We start from the raw sequence: 19419 nt of genomic DNA, 5'->3' as shown, positions 1-19419 counted from the left end.
TGGTGGATAATTCGCCTCCTTTTTTTAGGGTTATTGGCCATGTCACAGAACAATGCAGCACAGATACTCGACCCGCAAATGGTTGAGCTACTCACCAGCCACATATCAATCCATGTGGCGTCCAGTACTGATCAGAATCAGGTTAGTCTGGTGCGGGGGGTAGGCTGTCGTGTCAATGCGCGACATGACCGGATTACCATTCTAGTACCGCGCTCCCAGGCCGAGCCGGTACTTCGCTCAATTGCTAAAAATGGCAGGATTGCTGCGGTATTCAATCAACCGGAAACCTATCGCACTGTCCAATTTAAAGGCGTAGATGCACAGGTCGAAAATGCCACAGCAGAAGATATTGCGGCCCTGCCCGCTTACTTGCGCAGTTTCAGCGAACGTTTACTGAAATACGGTGTTAAGGAAATCTACGTACACACTTTATGTGGCTGCGAAGCAGATGACATGGCAGCCATTAGTTTTTCTCCTTTAGCGGCTTATCTGCAAACACCAGGTGCCGAAGCTGGCTGCAAATTGCCTTTAGGAAGGCCATTACCATGATGCAAATGATTAGCCTTGAGTCCATTCGCAACTGTTTGGAAGGACTAGTTCCTTCCGGTGTGGCGACCTGTGGTGCCGATGGGATGCCCAATGTCACCTTGGTTTCTCAGACCATGTATGTGGATTCACACCATATCGCCCTCTCCTTTCAGTTCTTCAATAAAACCCGCGAGAACATACTGGTCAACCCCATAGCTTCAGTGCTAATGATGGATCCAGACACCGCCGCACGCTACCGATTGATGGTGCATTATCTCAGAACTGAAACCAGCGGCCCGCTATTCGAAAGAATGCGCGCCAAACTGGCGGGTATCGCAACTCATGAAGGTGTTGAAGATGTATTTAAACTGAAGGGAGCGGATGTCTACCGGGTGTTGAATATCGAGCATGTACCTGGCAGGGAGCTGCCTTCCACGCAATATGGCGCCCCCATACTACCAAGCATGCGACGCTGTATAGACAGCTTAGGTCAATACGGTTCGCTGGATGGACTAGTAGATAAATTACTCGACTCCTTGGACCGCTATTTTGACATTCGCCATAGCATGTTTTTGATGGCAGATGTGCCGGAAAATAAACTTTATACCCTGTGTAGTCGCGGCTATGCTACTTCCGGCGTAGGCGCGGAGATCCCTTTTGGTGTTGGTGTCATTGGGGTAGCCGCCCGAGAGTGCGTGCCAATCCGTATCTTGTTTGCAGCCTCCGAATATCAGTACACCCGGGCGATGCATTCAGAAGCCATAAAGCAAGGTCTGAGCTCCGGTCTGGAAGCCGAAATCCCCTTTCCAGGTCTAACCTCGCCGGGCAGCCAGATGGCCGTGCCAGTCATGAGTAATGGTCGGTTACTAGCCGTGCTCTATGTTGAAAGTCCACTCCCCAATCAGTTTGGCTACGATATGGAAGACGCACTGGTCGCCTTATGCGCCAAATTGGGCGAATCCATGCAGCTTTTGCAACTTCAAGCACAACAAAGTTATTCAACTAAGACTAACCAGCCAACCGCTCCGCCGTGCTCCAACCTGGCCGAAGGTCCAAGTCTGAAAGTAAAATATTTCTCCCGCGATCACAGCTTGTTTCTCGATGAAGAGTACCTAATTAAAGGGGTGGCAGGTGCCATCCTTTGGTACTTGCTTAATATTATTCAAAAAGAAGGGCGCTGCGAATTCAGCAATCGCGAACTGCGCCTGGAAGGACAGCTTCCACTGCCGGATATTGCCGACAACCTGGACGCGCGCCTGCTGCTGCTATCACGCCGACTGCAGGAGCGCTCTGATTGCCTGGCCATTGAGAAAAGCGGCCGTGGCAGATTTAAACTGCTGTTGCAACGGCCTCTTGAATTAGTGAAAGATTAGTCAGTCGTCGCATCCGGCATTTGTGGGACAAATAAGATGTAGGGTGTCTCTATGGGCTGACCTGGAATACGGTTTGCTGGCGCTTCCTCACCGGCGGGCCCCAGTTCCCGCAAGTAAGCGTAAATGGCTTGTTGGTCTTGACTGGTCATCGCTTGCACTGAAGGCCAGGGCATAGGCGGTAAACCACCGGCCTGAATTCTTGCCTGCCACTGCGGCCAATCCATAGTCGCGGCTCTCAGTCTGAGATTGCCCGCATAACTGACCCCCCAGGGACCGGCAAAACCAACCTGGTCGCCAAGCAGCCATTGAGTTTCAGCGACCTTGCCGCCTAAAGGCGCATAATCTTTGGTATGACAATCATTGCAACCGGAAATTTTAATCAGATAACGGCCGCGCTCAACCACAGATTCGGCGACAACACTTTGGCTGACCAACGCCAGCATCATACTCACTAGTAAGGATTTCATCAGAGTCTCCAGATAAACAAACAGGACAAGTCTAGTTGTTATTCTGAAATCAGACTCTTAGCGTTATGCTGCGCTTTCCTTAAATAAACCTTAATCTGGATTATGGGTTGGCGTGGTCTGCATCCCTAACCGATTTAAACTCTGCGCGGTCTTGCCATCCTGGCCACGCATTACTATTGGCAAGCAGCAGGAGAAAACAGCTGGTCGGCCTATTCGTTTGCACTAAGAGTTAGCTTTCTCTATCTGTTCCAAAAGCCATGTGCGCGCTGAACCGATATCTGCGAAAAAGGCATGAGGCATGTCGGCCGCCACATAAATTTGATGCCACAATTGCTCCCCTAATCCAGGGTACTTAGTATCAGTGAGCACCACTGCCGCAGCGACCATACCGCTATCACGCGAACGACCAATTGACAGATTCATCAACTGCACCGCATCGTGTGTCAGCAAAGACTCGCCATGCAACACCACCAGATTGCCCCAGGGCTCACCAGCTAAAGCCTGTCTATGCTGCTGAACCGCCAACTGATACTGCTCAATTAACTCCGCATTGCCTGGCCCTTCGCCATGCAATAATAGAATCCGCCCTTCCACCTGCAAACTAAAACTGCCATGGGCTAAAAACCTATCCATACCCCTTATCGGCTCTCCTGAAGTAATTAGGCTGCATTGTAGCCAACCTTACTGGCATACCAGTAAACAATTATTCACCAGCCTGTGTAGTTTCTCATCATCAAATATGTCGGCTTCTTTTACAACAAAGAACTGGGGCATAATGTTACTCATTGAAATATAAAGAGTAAAAAACAGGCGCAGAATATGCTTACTTCTAAAGAGATACTGAGACCTGTAGTTTAGGCCCCGGCAAAATATCGAATCTCACCATGGATGGCCGATTCACCATCTATGTTGGAGTCGATAATGAATAGAAAGCTACTATTTGCAGCCTTACTAGGCTGTGCTGTACAGACACAAGCCGCCATGATAGATCTCACCGGAATTGGTTATGCTACCTATGGCGACTTTAATTCTTATTCGCTTCCCATTGGCCAGTTGCAACAAGGCTGTGTCGGCCCTGGATGCCCGCTTCATATACCCTCTTCTCCTGGACAAATCAGCGATTTGATCGTGGTCGCGACAGGCTCCTCCGGTGTCCCCGTGAACACAAACTTCGCCGGTATGGATAATGCTTATGCAACTCCCTCTGGCGAGAGTGGTTCAAACTTTTTCAGTACAGGGACAACAACAGACGCCGACCAAGTATCTGACTTTTTTGGCGACCAGAGTAATACCTGGGATTCATCACTATTGGCTCTGAAAACCTTTCTGGCCGGCGACCAAATGGTGATGTTTTTTAATAACAACAATCTCAACGGCGGAAACTTGCAAAGTTTGGCTGCCTGGGCACAACTGGAGATCACTGACAACAATGGTAACCGGGTCGCAATTTACGACTTCACCAATAACAATAACCCCTATGCATTGGTGTCTGAAGGCGGTGGCGGTGAGTTTCTCGGCGACCCAACTGCTTACACATCAACCGGCGCAGGCCCCACCATCGGTGACAATAATGCGACAGACTACGTGCTGTCCGGTGGCCCAATTTGTATTGATTATGATTTGATACCTGGCGTACCAAGCCCCGTTTCTTGTTCATCAGCTGACGCCGATGAAGGGCCGATAAACCACAACTTGGGTGCAGATGAGGCAGCCTACGCCATTGTAGCTCCAGAGTTAAATATGCTACTTGCAGGCTTATTCGGCCTTGATGATGCCACTTTGGCAAATTACACCATGCACATTGATTTAAGACTGGGTTGTGACCCTCTATTCGGAACCGCAACAGATGAAATCTGCACCGGTGCAATTTCTGGCTATGGCAAAAATATCAATAACGGTTATGAACAGCTGTTTATTGGCACCGCCACCTTTGATCAACCGCCTCCACCCAGAATTCCTGAGCCACAAATGCTAATGCTGTTCGCATTGGGTTTGTTGTCACTTGGTGTCAGCAGATTTAGAAAAGTAGCAGCTTAACGCTGCTACTTTTTATTCCAGACCTAAAAACCCGCCGGTCTGATGTGCCCATAACTTGGCGTAAATCCCATTTTTTGCCAACAGTTCAGCATGAGTACCAGACTCCACCACCCGGCCTTGATCAAGCACCAATAGCCTGTCCATTGCTGCGATAGTGGACAGGCGGTGGGCAATGGCCAACACGGTTTTATTCTCCATCACTTTATTTAGGCATTCCTGAATGGCCACTTCCACTTCCGAATCCAGTGCAGAAGTGGCTTCATCCAGAATCAGAATCGGCGCATCTTTTAGCATTACACGAGCAATGGCGATGCGTTGGCGCTGGCCACCTGAGAGTGTCACACCACGCTCCCCGACATGGGCATCGTAGCCGGTGCGACCATGTAAGTCGGATAGGTTTTGAATAAATTCATGGGCCTCAGCCTGCTTTGCAGCATTAATCATATCTGCTTCGCTGGCATCCAGTCGCCCATACAAAATATTTTCCCGCACCGATCTATGTAACAAGGAGGTATCTTGCGTCACCATACTGATGTGCTCACGCAAGCTTTCCTGACTCACCTCTCGAATGTCCTGACCATCAATCAGGATCTGCCCGGAGTTAAGATCGTAGAAACGCAGCAACAAATTTACGAGAGTCGATTTACCCGCACCTGACCGTCCAACTAATCCGACTTTTTCACCGGGTTTGATGTAAATATCCAGGTTATCAAATACCTTATTACGATTGTCGTAGGCAAAAGAGGCACGACGAAACTCAATGCCTCCACCGCGCATCGCAAGAGGAGAGGCGTTGCTCACGTCCTTCACCGCAACAGGTTTGGATAAGGTGTTCATGCCATCCTGCACAGTACCTATGTTCTCAAACAGCCCAGCGACTTCCCACATAATCCATTGCGACATGCCATTCAAACGCAGGGCCAGACTTACCGCCACCGCAATATCTCCAGGTGTCGCCAGTTCATGCAACCACAGGTACACGGCCAGCGCACTGGTCGAAAAAATCAATAGCGCATTGCTAAACCACACACAGGCATTGAGTACGGTCACTAGACGCATTTGAGGGTAGACGGTAGCAAGAAAGGTATCCATGCTGTCTTTTGCATACTGCGTTTCGCGATTGGTATGAGAAAACAACTTAACCGTAGTGATATTGGTATAACTATCAACCACCCGACCGGTCATGATGGAGCGCGCATCCGCCTGTTGCTCTGAAACCTTCTTCAAACGTGGCAGCAATACTTTAAGAATGCCCACATAAACCAAAAACCAAAGTGCCAAGGGCAAGCTCAATCGCCAATCAACGGCGAACACCACCACAAAAGCACTAATAAAGTAAACGCTCACATACACCATGAGATCCAGTAACTTAAGTACCGTTTCTCTTACCGACAGCGCGGTCTGCATCACTTTAGTGGCCACTCTCCCGGCAAATTCATGCTGGAAAAAGCCAAGGCTTTGAGACAATAGATAGCGATGCGCCTGCCAGCGAATTCGCATCGGGAAGTTCCCCAGCAAGCCTTGGTGATTGACCAGCGAATGCAGAAGTATCGCTCCGGGTAATAACACCAGGATCACCACTGTCATCCACAGCAAACTTTGCCCTTCTTCTTGCAAAAAAGTGGCTCGTTCGCGTGTGGCAAACCAATCAACCAGTTGGCCCAGGTAGCCAAACAGGCTCACTTCCAGAATGGCAATCAGAGCGCTGAGCAACGACAGACAAATAAGTATCCCCGCCATACCGCGGCAATAGTACAGGCAAAATGCCAACAGACTCGCTGGCGGCTGCTGTGGCGCATCGGCAGGGAAAGCCTTTACCAGGCGTTCAAACAATCCAAACATCGATCTACCTTTTCAAGCGGGCTTGTATCGTAAGACAACAAGCACACTGATATTTCCAGTCAGATGAAACGGCCAACACTGCCTCTTTGCTTATCAACTGAGCGATAAGGCACTATCAGCACTATAGAGAGGTTATTTAGGCTCAGAGCTTTTTCGCGCGATACCGTCGACCTTTGATTTTCCCTTCTCGAAGATAAGCCAAGCTACGTTTAACGCTGCGCGCTTTGATTGCCACGTAGGTTTGATTATCGAACAGGTTAATCTGCCCAACATCCGCTCCTTCAATGCCACCATCTTTGGTGAGGGCACCCAGGATATCTCCGGCTCGCAGCTTATCCTTGCGACCACCGTCTATACAAATAGTACGGAATGCCGGTTCCTTAATAGCACGGCCATTGTATCGAACTCGTTCGATATCCGCCCAGGTGATAGCCTGCTGCTGAGACTCTTCAACCATAGCGGCGCGCGACGCTTCCTGAGGAGAGCAAAGGGTCAGTGCCAGTCCCTTATTCTCAGCACGACCAGTGCGGCCAATGCGATGAATGTGCGTATCAGCATCACTGGCCAGGTGATAATTAATCACTGCATCCACATCTTTAATATCCAGCCCCCGAGCCGCAACGTCGGTTGCGACCAGAACATTTAAACTGCGCTGGGCAAATTGCAGAAGCACTTCCTGGCGTTGCCGCTGCTCGAGATCACCATGCAGTGCCAATGCGCTAAAGCCTTTCTCCTGCAAATCATCAGCTACTAGCTGACACTCGGCTTTGGTATTGCAGAAAACAATAGTGGCTTCAGGTTCAAAATGCGTAAGTAAACAGCGCAATGCGTGCAAACGCTTATCTTCGCTGACTTCATAGAAAAACTGGGTGATCTTGTCCTGACTATGTAGCGTTTCTACCTGAATACGCTGCGGCTGTTTCTGCAAGCTACGGCTAATTCGCTCTATCCCTTCGGGGTAAGTGGCGGAAAACAGTAACGTCTGGCGGCTTGATGGCGTTGAACGCACCAACGCATCCAGGTCGTCAGCAAAACCCATATCCAACATACGGTCGGCTTCATCCAATACCAGGGTATTCACCTTGCTCAGATTCAGATTACCCCGACGTACATGGTCGAGCACCCGCCCGGGTGTGCCTACTACAATCTGTGCGCCATGTTGCAATGATGCGATTTGACCGGCCATAGGTACGCCGCCATACAAAGGCAGCACTTTGATATTGTCTAAAAACTTGGCCAACTTGCGGATTTCACCACAAACCTGCTCGGCCAGCTCCCGGGTGGGACAAAGCACCAAGGCCTGGGTCGAGGACGAACCAGGTTCGAGTCGGCAAAGCAAACCGATACTGAATGCCACGGTTTTTCCACTGCCGGTACTGGCCTGGGCGGTCACATCTTGCCCGGTAAGTATGCAAGGCAGACTGGCTGCCTGAATAGCCGTCATATTGGCATATCCCAAAGCCAGCAGAGTATCCTGCATAGCGGCGGGTAATGATAATGTGGAAAACGCGTTACTCATTTACTCTAACCAAAGCAATCAAAACGACCGCTAGTTTACCTTATCCTGCTGATACAAATTGTATTAATTCCACCGACCGTCTTGTAATTCAGCACGCCGCCCTCACTTTAGGCTCGTCCATCGGTAACCAGATAAAATTCATGCATTCCCAGCCATCAACACAAACAAGCTCCCCCTCTACCTCCGCCGTGCAGCGTTTGCTTGAGCAGCCATGGTTTAGCAACAGCATTATTGCTTTGATTTTACTCAATGCAGTAACCCTGGGGTTGGAAACGACTGCATTTGGACAGGCCAATATCCGCGCCTTACATTGGCTGGACGGCATTATTCTATGCGTATTTACTCTGGAGCTGAGTCTCAAACTCTTCGCCTACAGGCAGCAATTTTTCCGTTCAGGCTGGAACTGGTTTGACTTAATTATCGTGCTGGTTTCCTGGTTGCCAACCAGCGGACCGCTGGCCGTATTGCGTGCCTTCAGAATATTAAGGGTGCTGCGTTTATTCTCAGTGGTACCGCAAATGCGTCGCGTGATAGGCGCACTAGGTCATTCTTTACCAGGTATGGCCTCTGTGGTTGGTGTACTAGGGATTATTTTCTATGTTTCAGCGGTGCTGGTCACTAAGCTGTTTGGTACGCATCCTGATGCCAATATGCAGGAATGGTTTGGTAGTATCGGCGCATCGGCTTATACCCTGTTCCAGGTCATGACACTGGAAAGCTGGTCTATGGGCATTGTGCGCCCCACCATGGAGCTTTTCCCCTGGTCATGGCTATTCTTTGTGCCATTTATCATCATCACCAGTTTTGCGGTGCTGAATCTATTTATCGGTATTATTGTGGATGCCATGCAGGTTATGCACGAGGAGGATGTCAGCCGTCATCCAGAATCGGCCCCTGCCAGCAAAGAAGACATTAAAATGCTGCAGCAGCAGTTGCAGACGCTGGCCGACAAGTTGGATGCGGCGAACAAAACAGATAAAAAAAGCGGCATCTAATGCCGCTTTTTCTTAAGCCAACGTACTTTCAGGCATTGCGACGGCTGACGCTCAGACCCACCAGCATCAATGCCAATATAGCCAGGCTCGACGGTTCAGGTACCTGACCTGTAACAGGTTGCAGAACCGTTGAAGTAAGATTTCTATAGGTTGCATGCTCCTGGCTTTGACTATAAAAGCCAACACCACCGTTATTGAAACTGCCAGCTAAGGAGATCTCTTTTACACCATTGATTGTCAGTTCGACCAGGTTAGCGGTAAACAACAGTTCAAAATTGTAGAATTGATTATCACCCCAACCGCTATTTCCACGAACAGCGGCTCTTTGTAATTCAGTAACGCTACCGCTGTGCAACCAAAGGTTAGCATCGGTGGCAACACCAGAAACCCTTGATATTGATAAGCCTCGTTTAGATTGACCACCGAATGCGGATTGAGAATTTTGCTTCCAGTCAATCAATAGATAATCGGCACTGGCAGAGGTGAGATCGCCACTATCGTAGCCCAAAACAAAACCAAAAAAATCATCATCGCTGCTGGTAGCCACACCGAACTGACCGGTAAAAAGCATTCCCTGACTGGCAGTATTGTTATGCAGTATTGAGGTGGGTGAGTTAGAAGTTTGATAAGCGGATGTGCCGTCAGAACTCGTTATCCATAAGCCGCTTCCCTCTGCTTGCCAGGTGGATAAATTCACTAATGATGCCTGGCTAACGGCGCTTGCCAACAGGGTGGTACCGACAACTAATATACGGATCCAATGTTTCATACTACTTCCTGCAATTTATTTACGACCATGCGCTCCTACAAAATTCAGGCCAGAATTAAACCTCTTGAAAATCAAAAAATTACAATCACCCAGCCTCTTCGCTGTAAAATTTATAGACACTTTGTGTCAATAAATTTACAGGCGATTGCGAGTACAAACAGATCGGGATTAAATAATCGCTAAAAGAACAGCTTAACGCCACAAAACAGCTTCTCTGAACTGAGCAAAATACATAGTGTCGGCCTGCAGCTCCAGAGTAAATCCAAACTCCTGACGATAACGATTAAGCCAGTAGTCTGCTAAAAGTCTGAATGCCTGACTTTCCTTGTAACGTTGCGCTGCCGCCTGCCATTGCCGAACGTCTTCAAGGCCGGTGCCATGCTTTGACATTGCAAGATAGGTGGTTTCGACCTGATGCTGATAAATATTGACAATATCACTGCAGTCCTCTTGCATCTGCATACAGAAATAACTAATGCCAGCAGCGGAGAAAAACAGGGCATTGACTCTATCTTTGAGAAGCGCCCCCATTGCCTGCTCCCAAGTAGTGTAAGACACAATATTTTCCAGCCCGGCATCGATCATCAGTTGTTCACGAAAATCCCCCCGTTGCACACCAACAGCAGGCAGGGCAGCCAGATCGGTCAGGGAATGGATAGCTTTCTTGGTGGATTTTTTAGCAAACAAACCATGAGGATTGCGGGTGATGGGGGTTATCCAATGGAAATTCTCCTCACGGTCTGCATTACGCACCATGGAGAACACCATCAGATTGGGTTCGGTACTGGCGCGTAAATATACGCGCGCCCAAGGATGTAATAAGATAGGCGCATGACTATTCGCTTGCTCCTGAATTGCCCGCACCAATTGTACCGCATAGCCGTCCAGCTCTCCTTGCGTGTTAGTAAAAACAAATGGCGGTTCGGGGTGGGTTAAAATCGCCAGGGACTCATCCCTTGCCCACCCCAGGTTGCAGACCATTAATCCTACCGCTAATAACCATCCCTGTTTCAAAGTCCTGCTCCGCTTGCGTTAACTGACTAAGCTACTTTAACTTCCAATTGACCAACTGCCCGGCGTGGAAAGGAACAATTGGGTTCCCATTAGGTAAAGTAATCTGTTCTGGAATCTGCCAAGGCTCTCTTACCAGCGTAATAGTGCCGTTATTGCGCGGCAGACCATAAAAATCGGCACCATAATGGCTGGCAAAACCTTCCAACTTGTCCAGGCAGCCCAACTCTTCAAATACCTGAGCATACAATTCAATTGCACTCCAGGCACTGTAGCAACCGGCACAACCACAAGCGGACTCCTTACGATGCTTCTCGTGAGGCGCGGAGTCTGTTCCCAGGAAGAATTTGTTTGACCCAGAAGCTACGACATCTCGCAAGGCCTGCTGATGAGTGCTGCGCTTCAGAACCGGTAAACAATAGTTGTGTGGGCGAATACCGCCAACCAACAAATGGTTACGATTGAGCATCAGGTGCTGAGGGGTAATAGTCGCGGCAACATTATCCGATGCGCCACTAACGAACTGCGCCGCATCAGCTGTTGTAATATGTTCCAACACCACTTTCAGTTGCGGGAAGTTGGCGACAATTCGCTGCAGGTGACGGTCAATAAACACTTTTTCACGGTCAAAAATATCAATTTCCGCATCAGTTACTTCACCATGTACCAAGAGCAACATGCCCTGTTCTGCCATCTCAGCAAAAATAGGAAATAATGCATCTAAGGCCGACACGGCGGCGTCTGAGTTAGTCGTGGCACCAGCGGGATAAAGCTTGGCAGCAACCGCGCCAGCGGCTTTGGCGGCTCGAATATCCTCGGCGCTGGTTTGATTGGTTAAATAAAGGGTCATCAACGGCTCAAAACTACTCTCAGCAGGTCTGGCGTCCAAGATACGTTGACGATAGGCCACCAGCATCTCGGCATTGGTCACAGGTGGCACCAGGTTGGGCATGACAATAGCCCGATGGAAGCAGCGTGCGGTAGCAGGAACGGTTTCTCTTAAGATGTCGCCATCGCGAAAATGCAAATGCCAATCGTCTGGAGTAGTGATGCTCAATTCTGTCATGAAATCCTCTGTCTTATCCTGTTACGCTGCATGTACTAAACCTAATGTACCAGTTCATTATGCCAGAACTGGTTGTGCTGGTGTTGAGCAAAATCACATAATTTTAATGCTTGCCGTGACAGCACATCCGCGTAAATAGTAGACTGCGCAGAACTTTTTTTGTGCATCCTGACGCAAAAGTAACAAACTCAAGTGACTGCCGGGCCAAATTGGTCGGCTTATAACCGACTCATAATCAGTGGCTACAACTGAATTGATAGGGTCCGCGCGATACAACAAGGAGTAATGTTGATGTATTTACGTCCGCTACTGGCGCTGCTATTGATACTGACGGCGATGGGTGCCGCCCAGTTTGCCTGTGCGGAGCCACTGCGTGATTATTTTGTCGAAACCTGGACCACTCAGGATGGATTGCCACACAACAGCGTCAATAGCATTACCCAAACTCCCGACGGTTACATCTGGTTTGCCACCTGGGAAGGGGTTGTTCGCTACAACGGTCGGCAATTCAAACATTTCGGTTGGGGTAAAGACACCCACTTGCGCGATTCGGGCATTCGTACACTGGCCGTCAATAGTCAGGGCGAACTGTTAGTTGCAGGTTCCAGAGGCAGTTTTGCCCGTTACGCCGAACGTGACTGGCACGCCATGCCGCAATTGGATGCGCGCATCAACCAGGTCTTAGTCGATCACAAGCAAAATTTATGGATTGCCACTAATAATCAAGGCTTGTTTGTCCAAGATGTTAATGGCGAGATCACCCACTTTGGCATCCCCGCCGGCTTACCCTCATTGAGCATTAAGGCACTGCTTGAAAGTACGGATGGGCAACTATGGGTGGGTACTACTGCAGGTTTGGCTTATTTTGATGGACAAGCATTTCATCTGCATGAAGATATCCCCCAGCTACCTGTGGTTAGTCTTGCCGAGGATAGAGAAGCACGACTGCTTGTGGCATCAGAAACCGGTATTTATCGCCAGACAGAAAATGGCTTCGCCGCCTTTCATCATGAATCAATCTCTCATGGCGTCAGTCAGATCCTCATCGACAATCAGGATGCTTTATGGGTTGGCACCATCAATCATGGCTTATACCGGCTCTATAAAGGGCGTCTTGATCACAAAGGCGTGTATGAAGGTCTGCCTGACAGCCGTATCAAAGCCTTGTTTCAGGACAGAGAAGGCAGTATTTGGATTGGCACAAATGGGGGCCTGGTCAGGCTCAGAAAAGCCAACTTCACCACCATCAGCACTAAAAGTGGATTAGTCGGCGACTATGTTCGCACAGTACTGGCTACTAAAGATAAGGCCTTGTTGGTTGGCACCAGCAATGGGCTCTCCCGTATATCTGAGGGAGATGTCAACACAGTATCATTGCCACTGCCTAATAACGATGTACCTTCCGTTCTGAGTCTGGCAGAAAATGCAGATAGTTATCTAATTGGTACTTACAGCCATGGTCTGCTGATGCTGAGTAAAACCACCGGCAAGATTCAACAAATGGGTACCGAGCAAGGCCTGCTGGCGAACCACATACGTTCATTATTTGTGGCCTCAGATAACAGCATCTGGATTGGTACTACCCGAGGATTAAGTCATTTGGTAGACGGCCAGCTAAGCCATTTTGATAAACAAAAAGGCCTGACCGATGAATACACTATGGCTATCAACGAAGGGCCCGGCGGCGAAATCTGGATAGGCACCGAAATGAGCGCCCAGGTTATCCGGGGGGGACAAATCGTCAACATTGACATTACCCAACATGATCAGGCTCGTTCTGTTTACGGCTTCTACCCTGGTAAAGAAGGTCGTTATATGTGGATGGCTACCGACAGGGGGCTGATTCGTTATCGTTATGAAGATGGTCAAACCCGATTAATTGGTCGCCAACAAGGTTTGCCCATCGACAAATTCTGGCAAGTTGCCGAAGACAATCAGGAATATCTTTGGTTGACGTCAAACCTTGGTATTGTGAGGCTACCACTTGAGGCTGCCAACACGGTGGCTGATGGGAAAACGGGAAAAGTCGAATACCGGGTATTTGCTGATGGCGATGGAATGCAGAGTTTTCAGGCTAACGGCACCACCAGCCCGGCCATTGCCAAAGACCCAGATGGTGATATTTGGGTTGCTACTGCAAAAGGAATTGTCAGAACCCGCCCTGCCAATATCAGGCGCATGAATCCTTCCAACCTGCCCATGCAACTGGAGCGGGTAGAAGTGGATGGCGTGAACATGACATCGAACCTACCAAGCCAGTTGCCGGCCCACACCAACAGAATCAGTTTTGAATTTGTTGCATTGGGCTACATTATGCCGCAGACCATTCAATACAAAACGCGGTTGATGGGGTTTGATAAAACCTGGGTGGAGCGAAATAACAATAATATTGCCGAATATACTAATTTGCCACCCGGCGATTACGTATTTGAAGTAGAGGCTACCTACCCCACTTCCGAGGAAGGAAAAGGTGTAGGTAAGCTACGCAAAGCATTCAGTATTGCACCGGCATTCTGGCAACGAAAAGATGTCTTCGCTATCACCCTGATGTTGGCCATAGCCCTGCTGTTTATCGTCATCCGTACTAGAGAGCATATCCTAAAGCATCAATCCGAGCAGCTTAAGCGGCGCGTTCAGGAACAAACTCAGGCACTGCAAGAACAAGCGCAGCGTTTTGAGCGGCTCTCATTACAGGATCAATTAACCGGGCTGGAAAACCGTCGCTCCTTTGACAGCTTTCTGAAAAACCTCGGCCGCCATAACAACCGCAATGTGTTGGCTTATGTGGCGATTCTGGATATCGATCACTTTAAACGCATTAATGACACCTGGTCCCACGACACTGGCGACCAGGTACTGCGTGAAGTAGGAAGAATTATCACACGCAATACACGACCAGGCGATCACGCCGCTCGCTGGGGCGGAGAAGAGTTTTCACTGATCATCAAAGATGTGGACGAGTCAACTGCGGTAAACATCTGCGAACGTATCCGTCAGCAAGTAGAAGCCACCGACTTCAACCATATCGCGCCAGGCTTGAACGTCACTATCAGCGCCGGACTAAAGCGCTGCGATGATACCGGCAACCATCATCGCACTTTGGTACTGGCCGATCAGGCGTTGTATCACGCTAAAGAAAACGGCCGTAACCAGGTTCAACTGTGGCAGGCCGATTTACCGGCTCGCAATAGCCATACCAGCAGTGTAGAAAGTTAGGATTCTGTGGTGAGCAATTGCAGGATATTCTGTTCTGTCGGATATTCCTGCTTGCTCCAGCCCAACCGCACAAAAACCATATCCAGCGACGGAATGATCATCACCACCTGTTTGCGGTTGCCCAACATGGCGTAGGCATCAGCCGGCAGTTGCTGCCATCGCCAGCTTGACTTGTCTTCTCTATCAGCAGCATTTAACCAAAATTGATAACCATATCTGCGATCGTTGTCACTTCGATTGGGCTGCTGCGCGCGCTGTACCCAATCGGCAGACAGCAGGGTCTTGCCCTGCCAAACCCCTTCAGCCAGCATCAAGTTTCCCAGTCCCGCCCAGTCACGCCCGCTGGCATAAATGTAAGAGCTACCGACTAGCACCCCGCTGGGATCCGGCTCAATCACTAAGGTCGTCAGTCCCAGCGGTGCGGCTAACTGCTGATAAAGCGTGTCCAGCAAAGCTTGCTCACTGCCAAGCTGATCACGCATATAGCGCATCAGCAGGTTAGTGGTGCCGGATGAATAGTCGAAGTAAGAACCGGCTTTGTAAGCTGCCGAGCTAAGCAGCGGTAACTGCGCCGCCGCATGAGCACCAAACAACATTTTTGTGGCATCCGTGCCGGGGGCGTATGTTTCATCAAATCCCAGACCGCTGGTCATCTGCAGCATATTTTCAAGGCGAATACCCGCACGCGCATCGTTTTGCCAATCACTAAACAAGGCATTCTGATTGATTTTTACTGCGCCCAGAGTTTGCATTCTACCCAATAGCATCGCTGTGACACTTTTGCCCATAGACCAGCCAAGTAAAGGTGTGGAATCCGACACACCGGGCCCATAACTCTCAGCGATTATCTGCCCATCCTTCACCACCAGCAGCGCTCTGGTATCCAGCCCCTGTTGATTGTCCTGGGCTAGCAGCGAATCCAAACTGGCCTGCCAGGCAGGACGAATGCTAACAGGTATCGCCGCATTGTTGTTCGCCAGATCAGTGGGTGCACCCTGTAACCCTTCCAGACCATGTGTGTTGCCAATATCTAGTGTACAACCCAAGCCGGGCCGATAAGTTGCACTGGCCTGACTTATTCCCAGCAAGTCCGCCGTTGCGGTGTTGGCAGTGTAAGTTAAGGTCAACAGACCATTGGCCGGCGAGTAGGAAGCCAAATCGGATAAAATACGCTGATCCTCAAATCCACTGATGAAATGGCCGGAACACCCCAACTTGGCCCCCATACTGACCACCACATCCACAGCGTCGGGCAAACGCCATAAGCCAAATCCCAACCATGCAGGTGAAGAGGCAACTAATCCGCCTAACAGCAATAATGCCACGCCTATTTTTTTCATAAAATGCTCCTGCTTAATCACCTCTAATCCTGTATTTTCTCGCCATCTAAAGCAATGCCTCCATCTCCTGCAAAGGCCGTTTTTTTGCTGGATATTTCCCCTTGCTTATTTGATACTGGATGGAATTCACGTATCGAGTACGCCAATGACCGGACCATTCCATTTCACCTGCCACTATGATCCGGTTTTATCTGTCATTTGGGTTATTGCTGAAGGTTCAGCTCAAGCCGACAACGTTCAACATGTCTACGATCAAGCGACAGCGGCTGCAGAAAAACATCAATGCCACAAACTTCTGATTGATGTTACTAACCTATATCTGAATTATGACAGCAGCACCGTCATGCAAGTGTTTCAGCACATAGATCCTCTGCTGCGTAAAATGCGCGTGGCCAGACTGGTTACCTTGTCAGAGTTTAAGCACGATTTGATCGAAGAGTTCGCCGAAGAGCAAGGCTATGTTCTGAAGAACTTCGAAGATAAAGAAGAAGCACTGGCCTGGCTGCATCAATAACTAGCACCCCGACATACATCAAGAGCCAGGCGCATTTTGCTCGTCATCTTAATGCATTGACCCAATACTAACTAACGTGCTTAGAATGACTGCCAGCAGTGGGAGGGAATGGATGAAAGCACATATTTTGGTTGGGATCCTGACGATTTTCGCAGCCGTGGCATGCCGTCAGGCCCCGGAGCCTCACCCCCTGCCCCCCCCTATTCCTCAAAGCGTTTCATTTGAACAGGATATTAAACCCATTCTGGATAGCCGTTGCCTGGCTTGTCACGGGTGTTTTGATGCGCCTTGCCAGCTCAAATTCGAGTCTGCACAAGGATTACTGCGAGGAGCCCATCATCAGGAAGTGTATAACGGTACACGTAGTGAAGCGCAAAGACCGACGCGGCTAGGCATTGATGCGCATACGGAGCAACAGTGGCGCGAGTTAGGTTTTCATTCGGTGCTGAATGAAGATGAACAAGGCCAGTCACTCTTATACAAAATGCTACAGCTAGGCAAAAAACACCCCTTTCCTCCCAACAGCAAGCTACCGGATAACATTGAACTTGGCATCACGCGGCAAAATCAGTGCCCGACTAACGACCAGTTTGACACCTATGCCAAGCAGCATCCGCAGGAAGGGATGCCACTGGGCATGGCCGCACTGAGCGATCAGGAGTATGCCAAATTGGCAGCCTGGCTTGAGCAAGGCGCACCTTTAAATACTAAGCCAAGGTCAATCAGTCAGGCTGACGCCGAGCAAATTCAGCAATGGGAAAGCTACCTCAACCAAAGCAGTAAAGAGAGACAACTCGTTGCACGCTGGCTTTATGAACATCTGTTCCTGGCGCATCTGTATTTTGCCGACCAAGGGCAGAAAACGCGTTTTTTTACCCTGCTGCGCTCCAGCACACCGCCAGGACAACCTATTCAACCTATTGCAACGGCACAGCCTAACGGGCCCTACGAAGGGGCTATTTATTACCGCTTAAAGGCGATAGATGACACCTTAGTACACAAACGCCATATAGCCTTGTTGCTCGATGAGGCGAAGCGCGAACGCATTGAATCACTGTTTTTTGCTAATGACTGGCATGCTGAGCAATTGCCGGACTACGCTTATCACGCCAGAGCCAACCCTTTTATTACCTTTGCCGCTATACCAGCCAAAGCCCGCTATCAGTTTATGCTGGATAACGCAGAGTACTTTGTTCGTACCTTTATCCGAGGCCCGGTATGCCGTGGCCAAATAGCCACCGACGTGATACGCGATCACTTCTGGACACTTTTCCAATCCCCCGAGCACGATCTTTTTATTACTCATCCAGAATATGCGGAAAAAGCGGCTCCCTTGCTGGGTTTGCCGGGCCAGGACGACGACTTACTGGAAGCAGGAACAAACTGGTTTACCTATCAAGACAAACGCAATCGTTATGCTGAGCTTCGCACTGAAGCTTATCGCCAATATGCGCCAAAGGGAGCGGCACTTGAGCACATCTGGGATGGAGAGGGCTTTAACAGCAACGCACTACTGACTATCTTCCGGCATCATGACAGCGCATCGGTGCAGCGTGGACTGTTCGGCAAGTTACCGCAGACCATCTGGTGGATGGACTATCCCCTGCTGGAACGCACTTACTATGAACTGGTGGTGAATTTTGATGTATTTGGCAATCTCGCCCATCAGTTACAAACCCGTTTGTATTTTGACTTGATTCGTAATGGCTCAGAACAAAATCTATTGCGTCTGCTGCCGCCGCAACGTCGCCAGCACTATCTTGAACAGTGGTACCAAGGTACCGGATTGCTCAAACGCAAGTTCAGCTATGCACCCATGGACAGCCAAAGCCCCGCAACTGTGCAATATGAGACTGATAAACCCTATACAGAACTGGGTCAGATGTTGTTAGACCAATTTGCCGACATCAATACCTTTGAGCAGGATCCGCTCAACCGCTGTCAGCAAGGTGTCTGCGCGCGTTCGGGTCAGTCGCCCTGGATCCAACAAGCGGATCAGCAACTGGCTGAACTCAGTAACTGGCGTCTGAGTACCACACCAGCGCTGCATTGGCTGCCAGAAGTGACTCTGCTGCGAGTTCACAAGGATCAGGAGCAGACTCTTTACAGCCTATTGCGAAACCGTGCACATTCCAACGTTGCCTTTATGCTCGGCGAATCGCTGCGTCATCAGGAAGAACGCGATAGTCTGACGCTTTATCCTGGTCTGCTTGGCAGCTACCCAAACTTTATTTTCGATTTACCTGCCCAGAGCCTGTCGTTATGGTTGGAAGCAATGAAAGGGGTAAAAACAGATGAAGACTTTGAGCAGGTTGTGCATGCGTTTGGCATACGACGCACACACCCCAGATTCTGGCAGGTGCTAGAGGCCGTTCAAGCCTGGCATTTGCAGCAACAACCGTTGGAAGCGGGTGTATTGGACATCAATAGGTATAAAAATCTGTAAACCGCAGCGTGGCTGCGGTTTGGCATAAGGGATTAAGGGATTCAGTAACTGCGCAGCAAAAATACAATGCCCACAACACAACCAAGCAAAATCATCGCCCAACCGGCTGACAGTAAAAAATAAGGTTCAACATGATAGGGAGCCGGAACGGCATCTATTTCACCACCCCACACTTCCAATGTGAGCAGACAGCTACTACCGAGCAACAGGAATAAACCACAAAGCCCGGGGAAAGAAAAAACTTTTCGTACCACAATAACCTCCTTGCTTTACACGAAAAATATTCACGGGGAGTT

General features: G+C 49.5%; 16 protein-coding genes. 7 read left to right on the top strand and 9 right to left on the bottom strand.

The features are described from left to right. Positions 1-39: 39 nt before the first annotated feature. Together KJY73_RS02250 and KJY73_RS02245 are read left to right on the top strand one after the other, a co-directional pair. Positions 40-549, top strand: a complete 510-nt coding sequence (locus KJY73_RS02250; RefSeq protein ID WP_206593290.1) for a pyridoxamine 5'-phosphate oxidase family protein — start codon at positions 40-42, stop codon at positions 547-549. Then, positions 546-1901: a GAF domain-containing protein gene (locus KJY73_RS02245; RefSeq protein ID WP_214339910.1), complete on the top strand. Its 1356-nt coding sequence runs from the start codon at positions 546-548 to the stop codon at positions 1899-1901. Before KJY73_RS02250 ends, KJY73_RS02245 begins: the two co-directional genes overlap by 4 nt. On the opposite strand, the gene KJY73_RS02240 is transcribed toward KJY73_RS02245, so the two are convergent. Both KJY73_RS02240 and KJY73_RS02235 read right to left on the bottom strand, forming a co-directional pair. Then, on the bottom strand, positions 1898-2368 hold the full coding sequence (locus KJY73_RS02240; protein WP_214339909.1) for a hypothetical protein: 471 nt from the start codon (positions 2366-2368) through the stop codon (positions 1898-1900). The genes KJY73_RS02245 and KJY73_RS02240 overlap by 4 nt on opposite strands. Before the next feature lie 222 nt (positions 2369-2590). Beyond that, entirely contained in the window at positions 2591-3001 is a 411-nt protein-coding gene (locus KJY73_RS02235; protein ID WP_214339907.1) for a hypothetical protein, read from the bottom strand. A gap of 288 nt (positions 3002-3289) precedes the next feature. Here KJY73_RS02235 and KJY73_RS02230 point away from each other — a divergent pair, with 288 nt between their 5' ends. Continuing rightward, complete coding sequence (locus KJY73_RS02230; RefSeq protein WP_214339905.1) at positions 3290-4405, top strand: hypothetical protein; 1116 nt, start codon at positions 3290-3292, stop codon at positions 4403-4405. Between the two features lie 12 nt (positions 4406-4417). On the opposite strand, the gene KJY73_RS02225 is transcribed toward KJY73_RS02230, so the two are convergent. Together KJY73_RS02225 and dbpA are read right to left on the bottom strand one after the other, a co-directional pair. Continuing rightward, positions 4418-6247, bottom strand: coding sequence for an ABC transporter ATP-binding protein (locus KJY73_RS02225; protein WP_214339903.1), 1830 nt, complete (start codon positions 6245-6247; stop codon positions 4418-4420). 142 nt (positions 6248-6389) lie between these two features. Further along, on the bottom strand, positions 6390-7766 hold the full coding sequence (dbpA, locus tag KJY73_RS02220) for an ATP-dependent RNA helicase DbpA (RefSeq protein ID WP_214339901.1): 1377 nt from the start codon (positions 7764-7766) through the stop codon (positions 6390-6392). A 140-nt stretch (positions 7767-7906) separates the two neighbouring features. Here dbpA and KJY73_RS02215 point away from each other — a divergent pair, with 140 nt between their 5' ends. Continuing rightward, positions 7907-8761, top strand: coding sequence for an ion transporter (locus tag KJY73_RS02215; protein ID WP_214339899.1), 855 nt, complete (start codon positions 7907-7909; stop codon positions 8759-8761). Positions 8762-8789: 28 nt separating this feature from the next. On the opposite strand, the gene KJY73_RS02210 is transcribed toward KJY73_RS02215, so the two are convergent. The 3 genes from KJY73_RS02210 to pyrC form a co-directional block, all read right to left on the bottom strand. Further along, positions 8790-9530 carry a PEP-CTERM sorting domain-containing protein gene (locus KJY73_RS02210; RefSeq protein WP_214343192.1) on the bottom strand — a complete coding sequence of 247 codons (741 nt, stop codon included), beginning with the start codon at positions 9528-9530 and terminating at the stop codon, positions 8790-8792. A 192-nt stretch (positions 9531-9722) separates the two neighbouring features. After that, positions 9723-10544, bottom strand: coding sequence for a substrate-binding periplasmic protein (locus tag KJY73_RS02205; protein ID WP_214339898.1), 822 nt, complete (start codon positions 10542-10544; stop codon positions 9723-9725). Between the two features lie 31 nt (positions 10545-10575). Then, complete coding sequence (pyrC, locus tag KJY73_RS02200) at positions 10576-11607, bottom strand: dihydroorotase (protein ID WP_214339897.1); 1032 nt, start codon at positions 11605-11607, stop codon at positions 10576-10578. Positions 11608-11898: 291 nt separating this feature from the next. On the opposite strand from pyrC, the gene KJY73_RS02195 reads away from it, so the two are divergent. Beyond that, positions 11899-14823, top strand: a complete 2925-nt coding sequence (locus KJY73_RS02195; protein WP_214339889.1) for a ligand-binding sensor domain-containing protein — start codon at positions 11899-11901, stop codon at positions 14821-14823. Here KJY73_RS02195 and KJY73_RS02190 read toward each other — a convergent pair. Further along, positions 14820-16163, bottom strand: coding sequence for a serine hydrolase domain-containing protein (locus tag KJY73_RS02190; RefSeq protein WP_214339887.1), 1344 nt, complete (start codon positions 16161-16163; stop codon positions 14820-14822). The two genes, KJY73_RS02195 and KJY73_RS02190, sit on opposite strands and share 4 nt — an antisense overlap. A 145-nt stretch (positions 16164-16308) precedes the next feature. Between KJY73_RS02190 and KJY73_RS02185 the strand changes: the two genes are divergently transcribed. Beyond that, positions 16309-16677: a hypothetical protein gene (locus KJY73_RS02185; RefSeq protein ID WP_214339886.1), complete on the top strand. Its 369-nt coding sequence runs from the start codon at positions 16309-16311 to the stop codon at positions 16675-16677. 112 nt (positions 16678-16789) lie between these two features. After that, entirely contained in the window at positions 16790-19123 is a 2334-nt protein-coding gene (locus KJY73_RS02180; protein ID WP_214339881.1) for a fatty acid cis/trans isomerase, read from the top strand. 41 nt (positions 19124-19164) lie between these two features. Here KJY73_RS02180 and KJY73_RS02175 read toward each other — a convergent pair whose 3' ends face one another. Next, entirely contained in the window at positions 19165-19377 is a 213-nt protein-coding gene (locus KJY73_RS02175; RefSeq protein ID WP_206593277.1) for a hypothetical protein, read from the bottom strand. Between the last annotated feature and the right edge of the window lie 42 nt (positions 19378-19419).

This window comes from Bowmanella yangjiangensis, assembly GCF_018531185.1.
GTDB classification, from domain to species: Bacteria; Pseudomonadota; Gammaproteobacteria; order Enterobacterales; family Alteromonadaceae; genus Bowmanella; species Bowmanella yangjiangensis.
The sequence above is the reverse complement of the archived record's forward strand: the minus strand, read 5'-3'. Positions and strand labels throughout refer to the sequence as shown.

Coding starts and splice junctions, on each gene's coding strand:
- KJY73_RS02250 (WP_206593290.1), top strand. CDS start 40: ATGTCACAGAACAATGCAGCACAGATACTCGACCCGCAAATGGTTGAG.
- KJY73_RS02245 (WP_214339910.1), top strand. CDS start 546: ATGATGCAAATGATTAGCCTTGAGTCCATTCGCAACTGTTTGGAAGGA.
- KJY73_RS02240 (WP_214339909.1), bottom strand. CDS start 2,368: ATGAAATCCTTACTAGTGAGTATGATGCTGGCGTTGGTCAGCCAAAGT.
- KJY73_RS02235 (WP_214339907.1), bottom strand. CDS start 3,001: ATGGATAGGTTTTTAGCCCATGGCAGTTTTAGTTTGCAGGTGGAAGGG.
- KJY73_RS02230 (WP_214339905.1), top strand. CDS start 3,290: ATGAATAGAAAGCTACTATTTGCAGCCTTACTAGGCTGTGCTGTACAG.
- KJY73_RS02225 (WP_214339903.1), bottom strand. CDS start 6,247: ATGTTTGGATTGTTTGAACGCCTGGTAAAGGCTTTCCCTGCCGATGCG.
- dbpA (WP_214339901.1), bottom strand. CDS start 7,766: ATGAGTAACGCGTTTTCCACATTATCATTACCCGCCGCTATGCAGGAT.
- KJY73_RS02215 (WP_214339899.1), top strand. CDS start 7,907: ATGCATTCCCAGCCATCAACACAAACAAGCTCCCCCTCTACCTCCGCC.
- KJY73_RS02210 (WP_214343192.1), bottom strand. CDS start 9,530: ATGAAACATTGGATCCGTATATTAGTTGTCGGTACCACCCTGTTGGCA.
- pyrC (WP_214339897.1), bottom strand. CDS start 11,607: ATGACAGAATTGAGCATCACTACTCCAGACGATTGGCATTTGCATTTT.
- KJY73_RS02195 (WP_214339889.1), top strand. CDS start 11,899: ATGTATTTACGTCCGCTACTGGCGCTGCTATTGATACTGACGGCGATG.
- KJY73_RS02190 (WP_214339887.1), bottom strand. CDS start 16,163: ATGAAAAAAATAGGCGTGGCATTATTGCTGTTAGGCGGATTAGTTGCC.
- KJY73_RS02185 (WP_214339886.1), top strand. CDS start 16,309: ATGACCGGACCATTCCATTTCACCTGCCACTATGATCCGGTTTTATCT.
- KJY73_RS02180 (WP_214339881.1), top strand. CDS start 16,790: ATGAAAGCACATATTTTGGTTGGGATCCTGACGATTTTCGCAGCCGTG.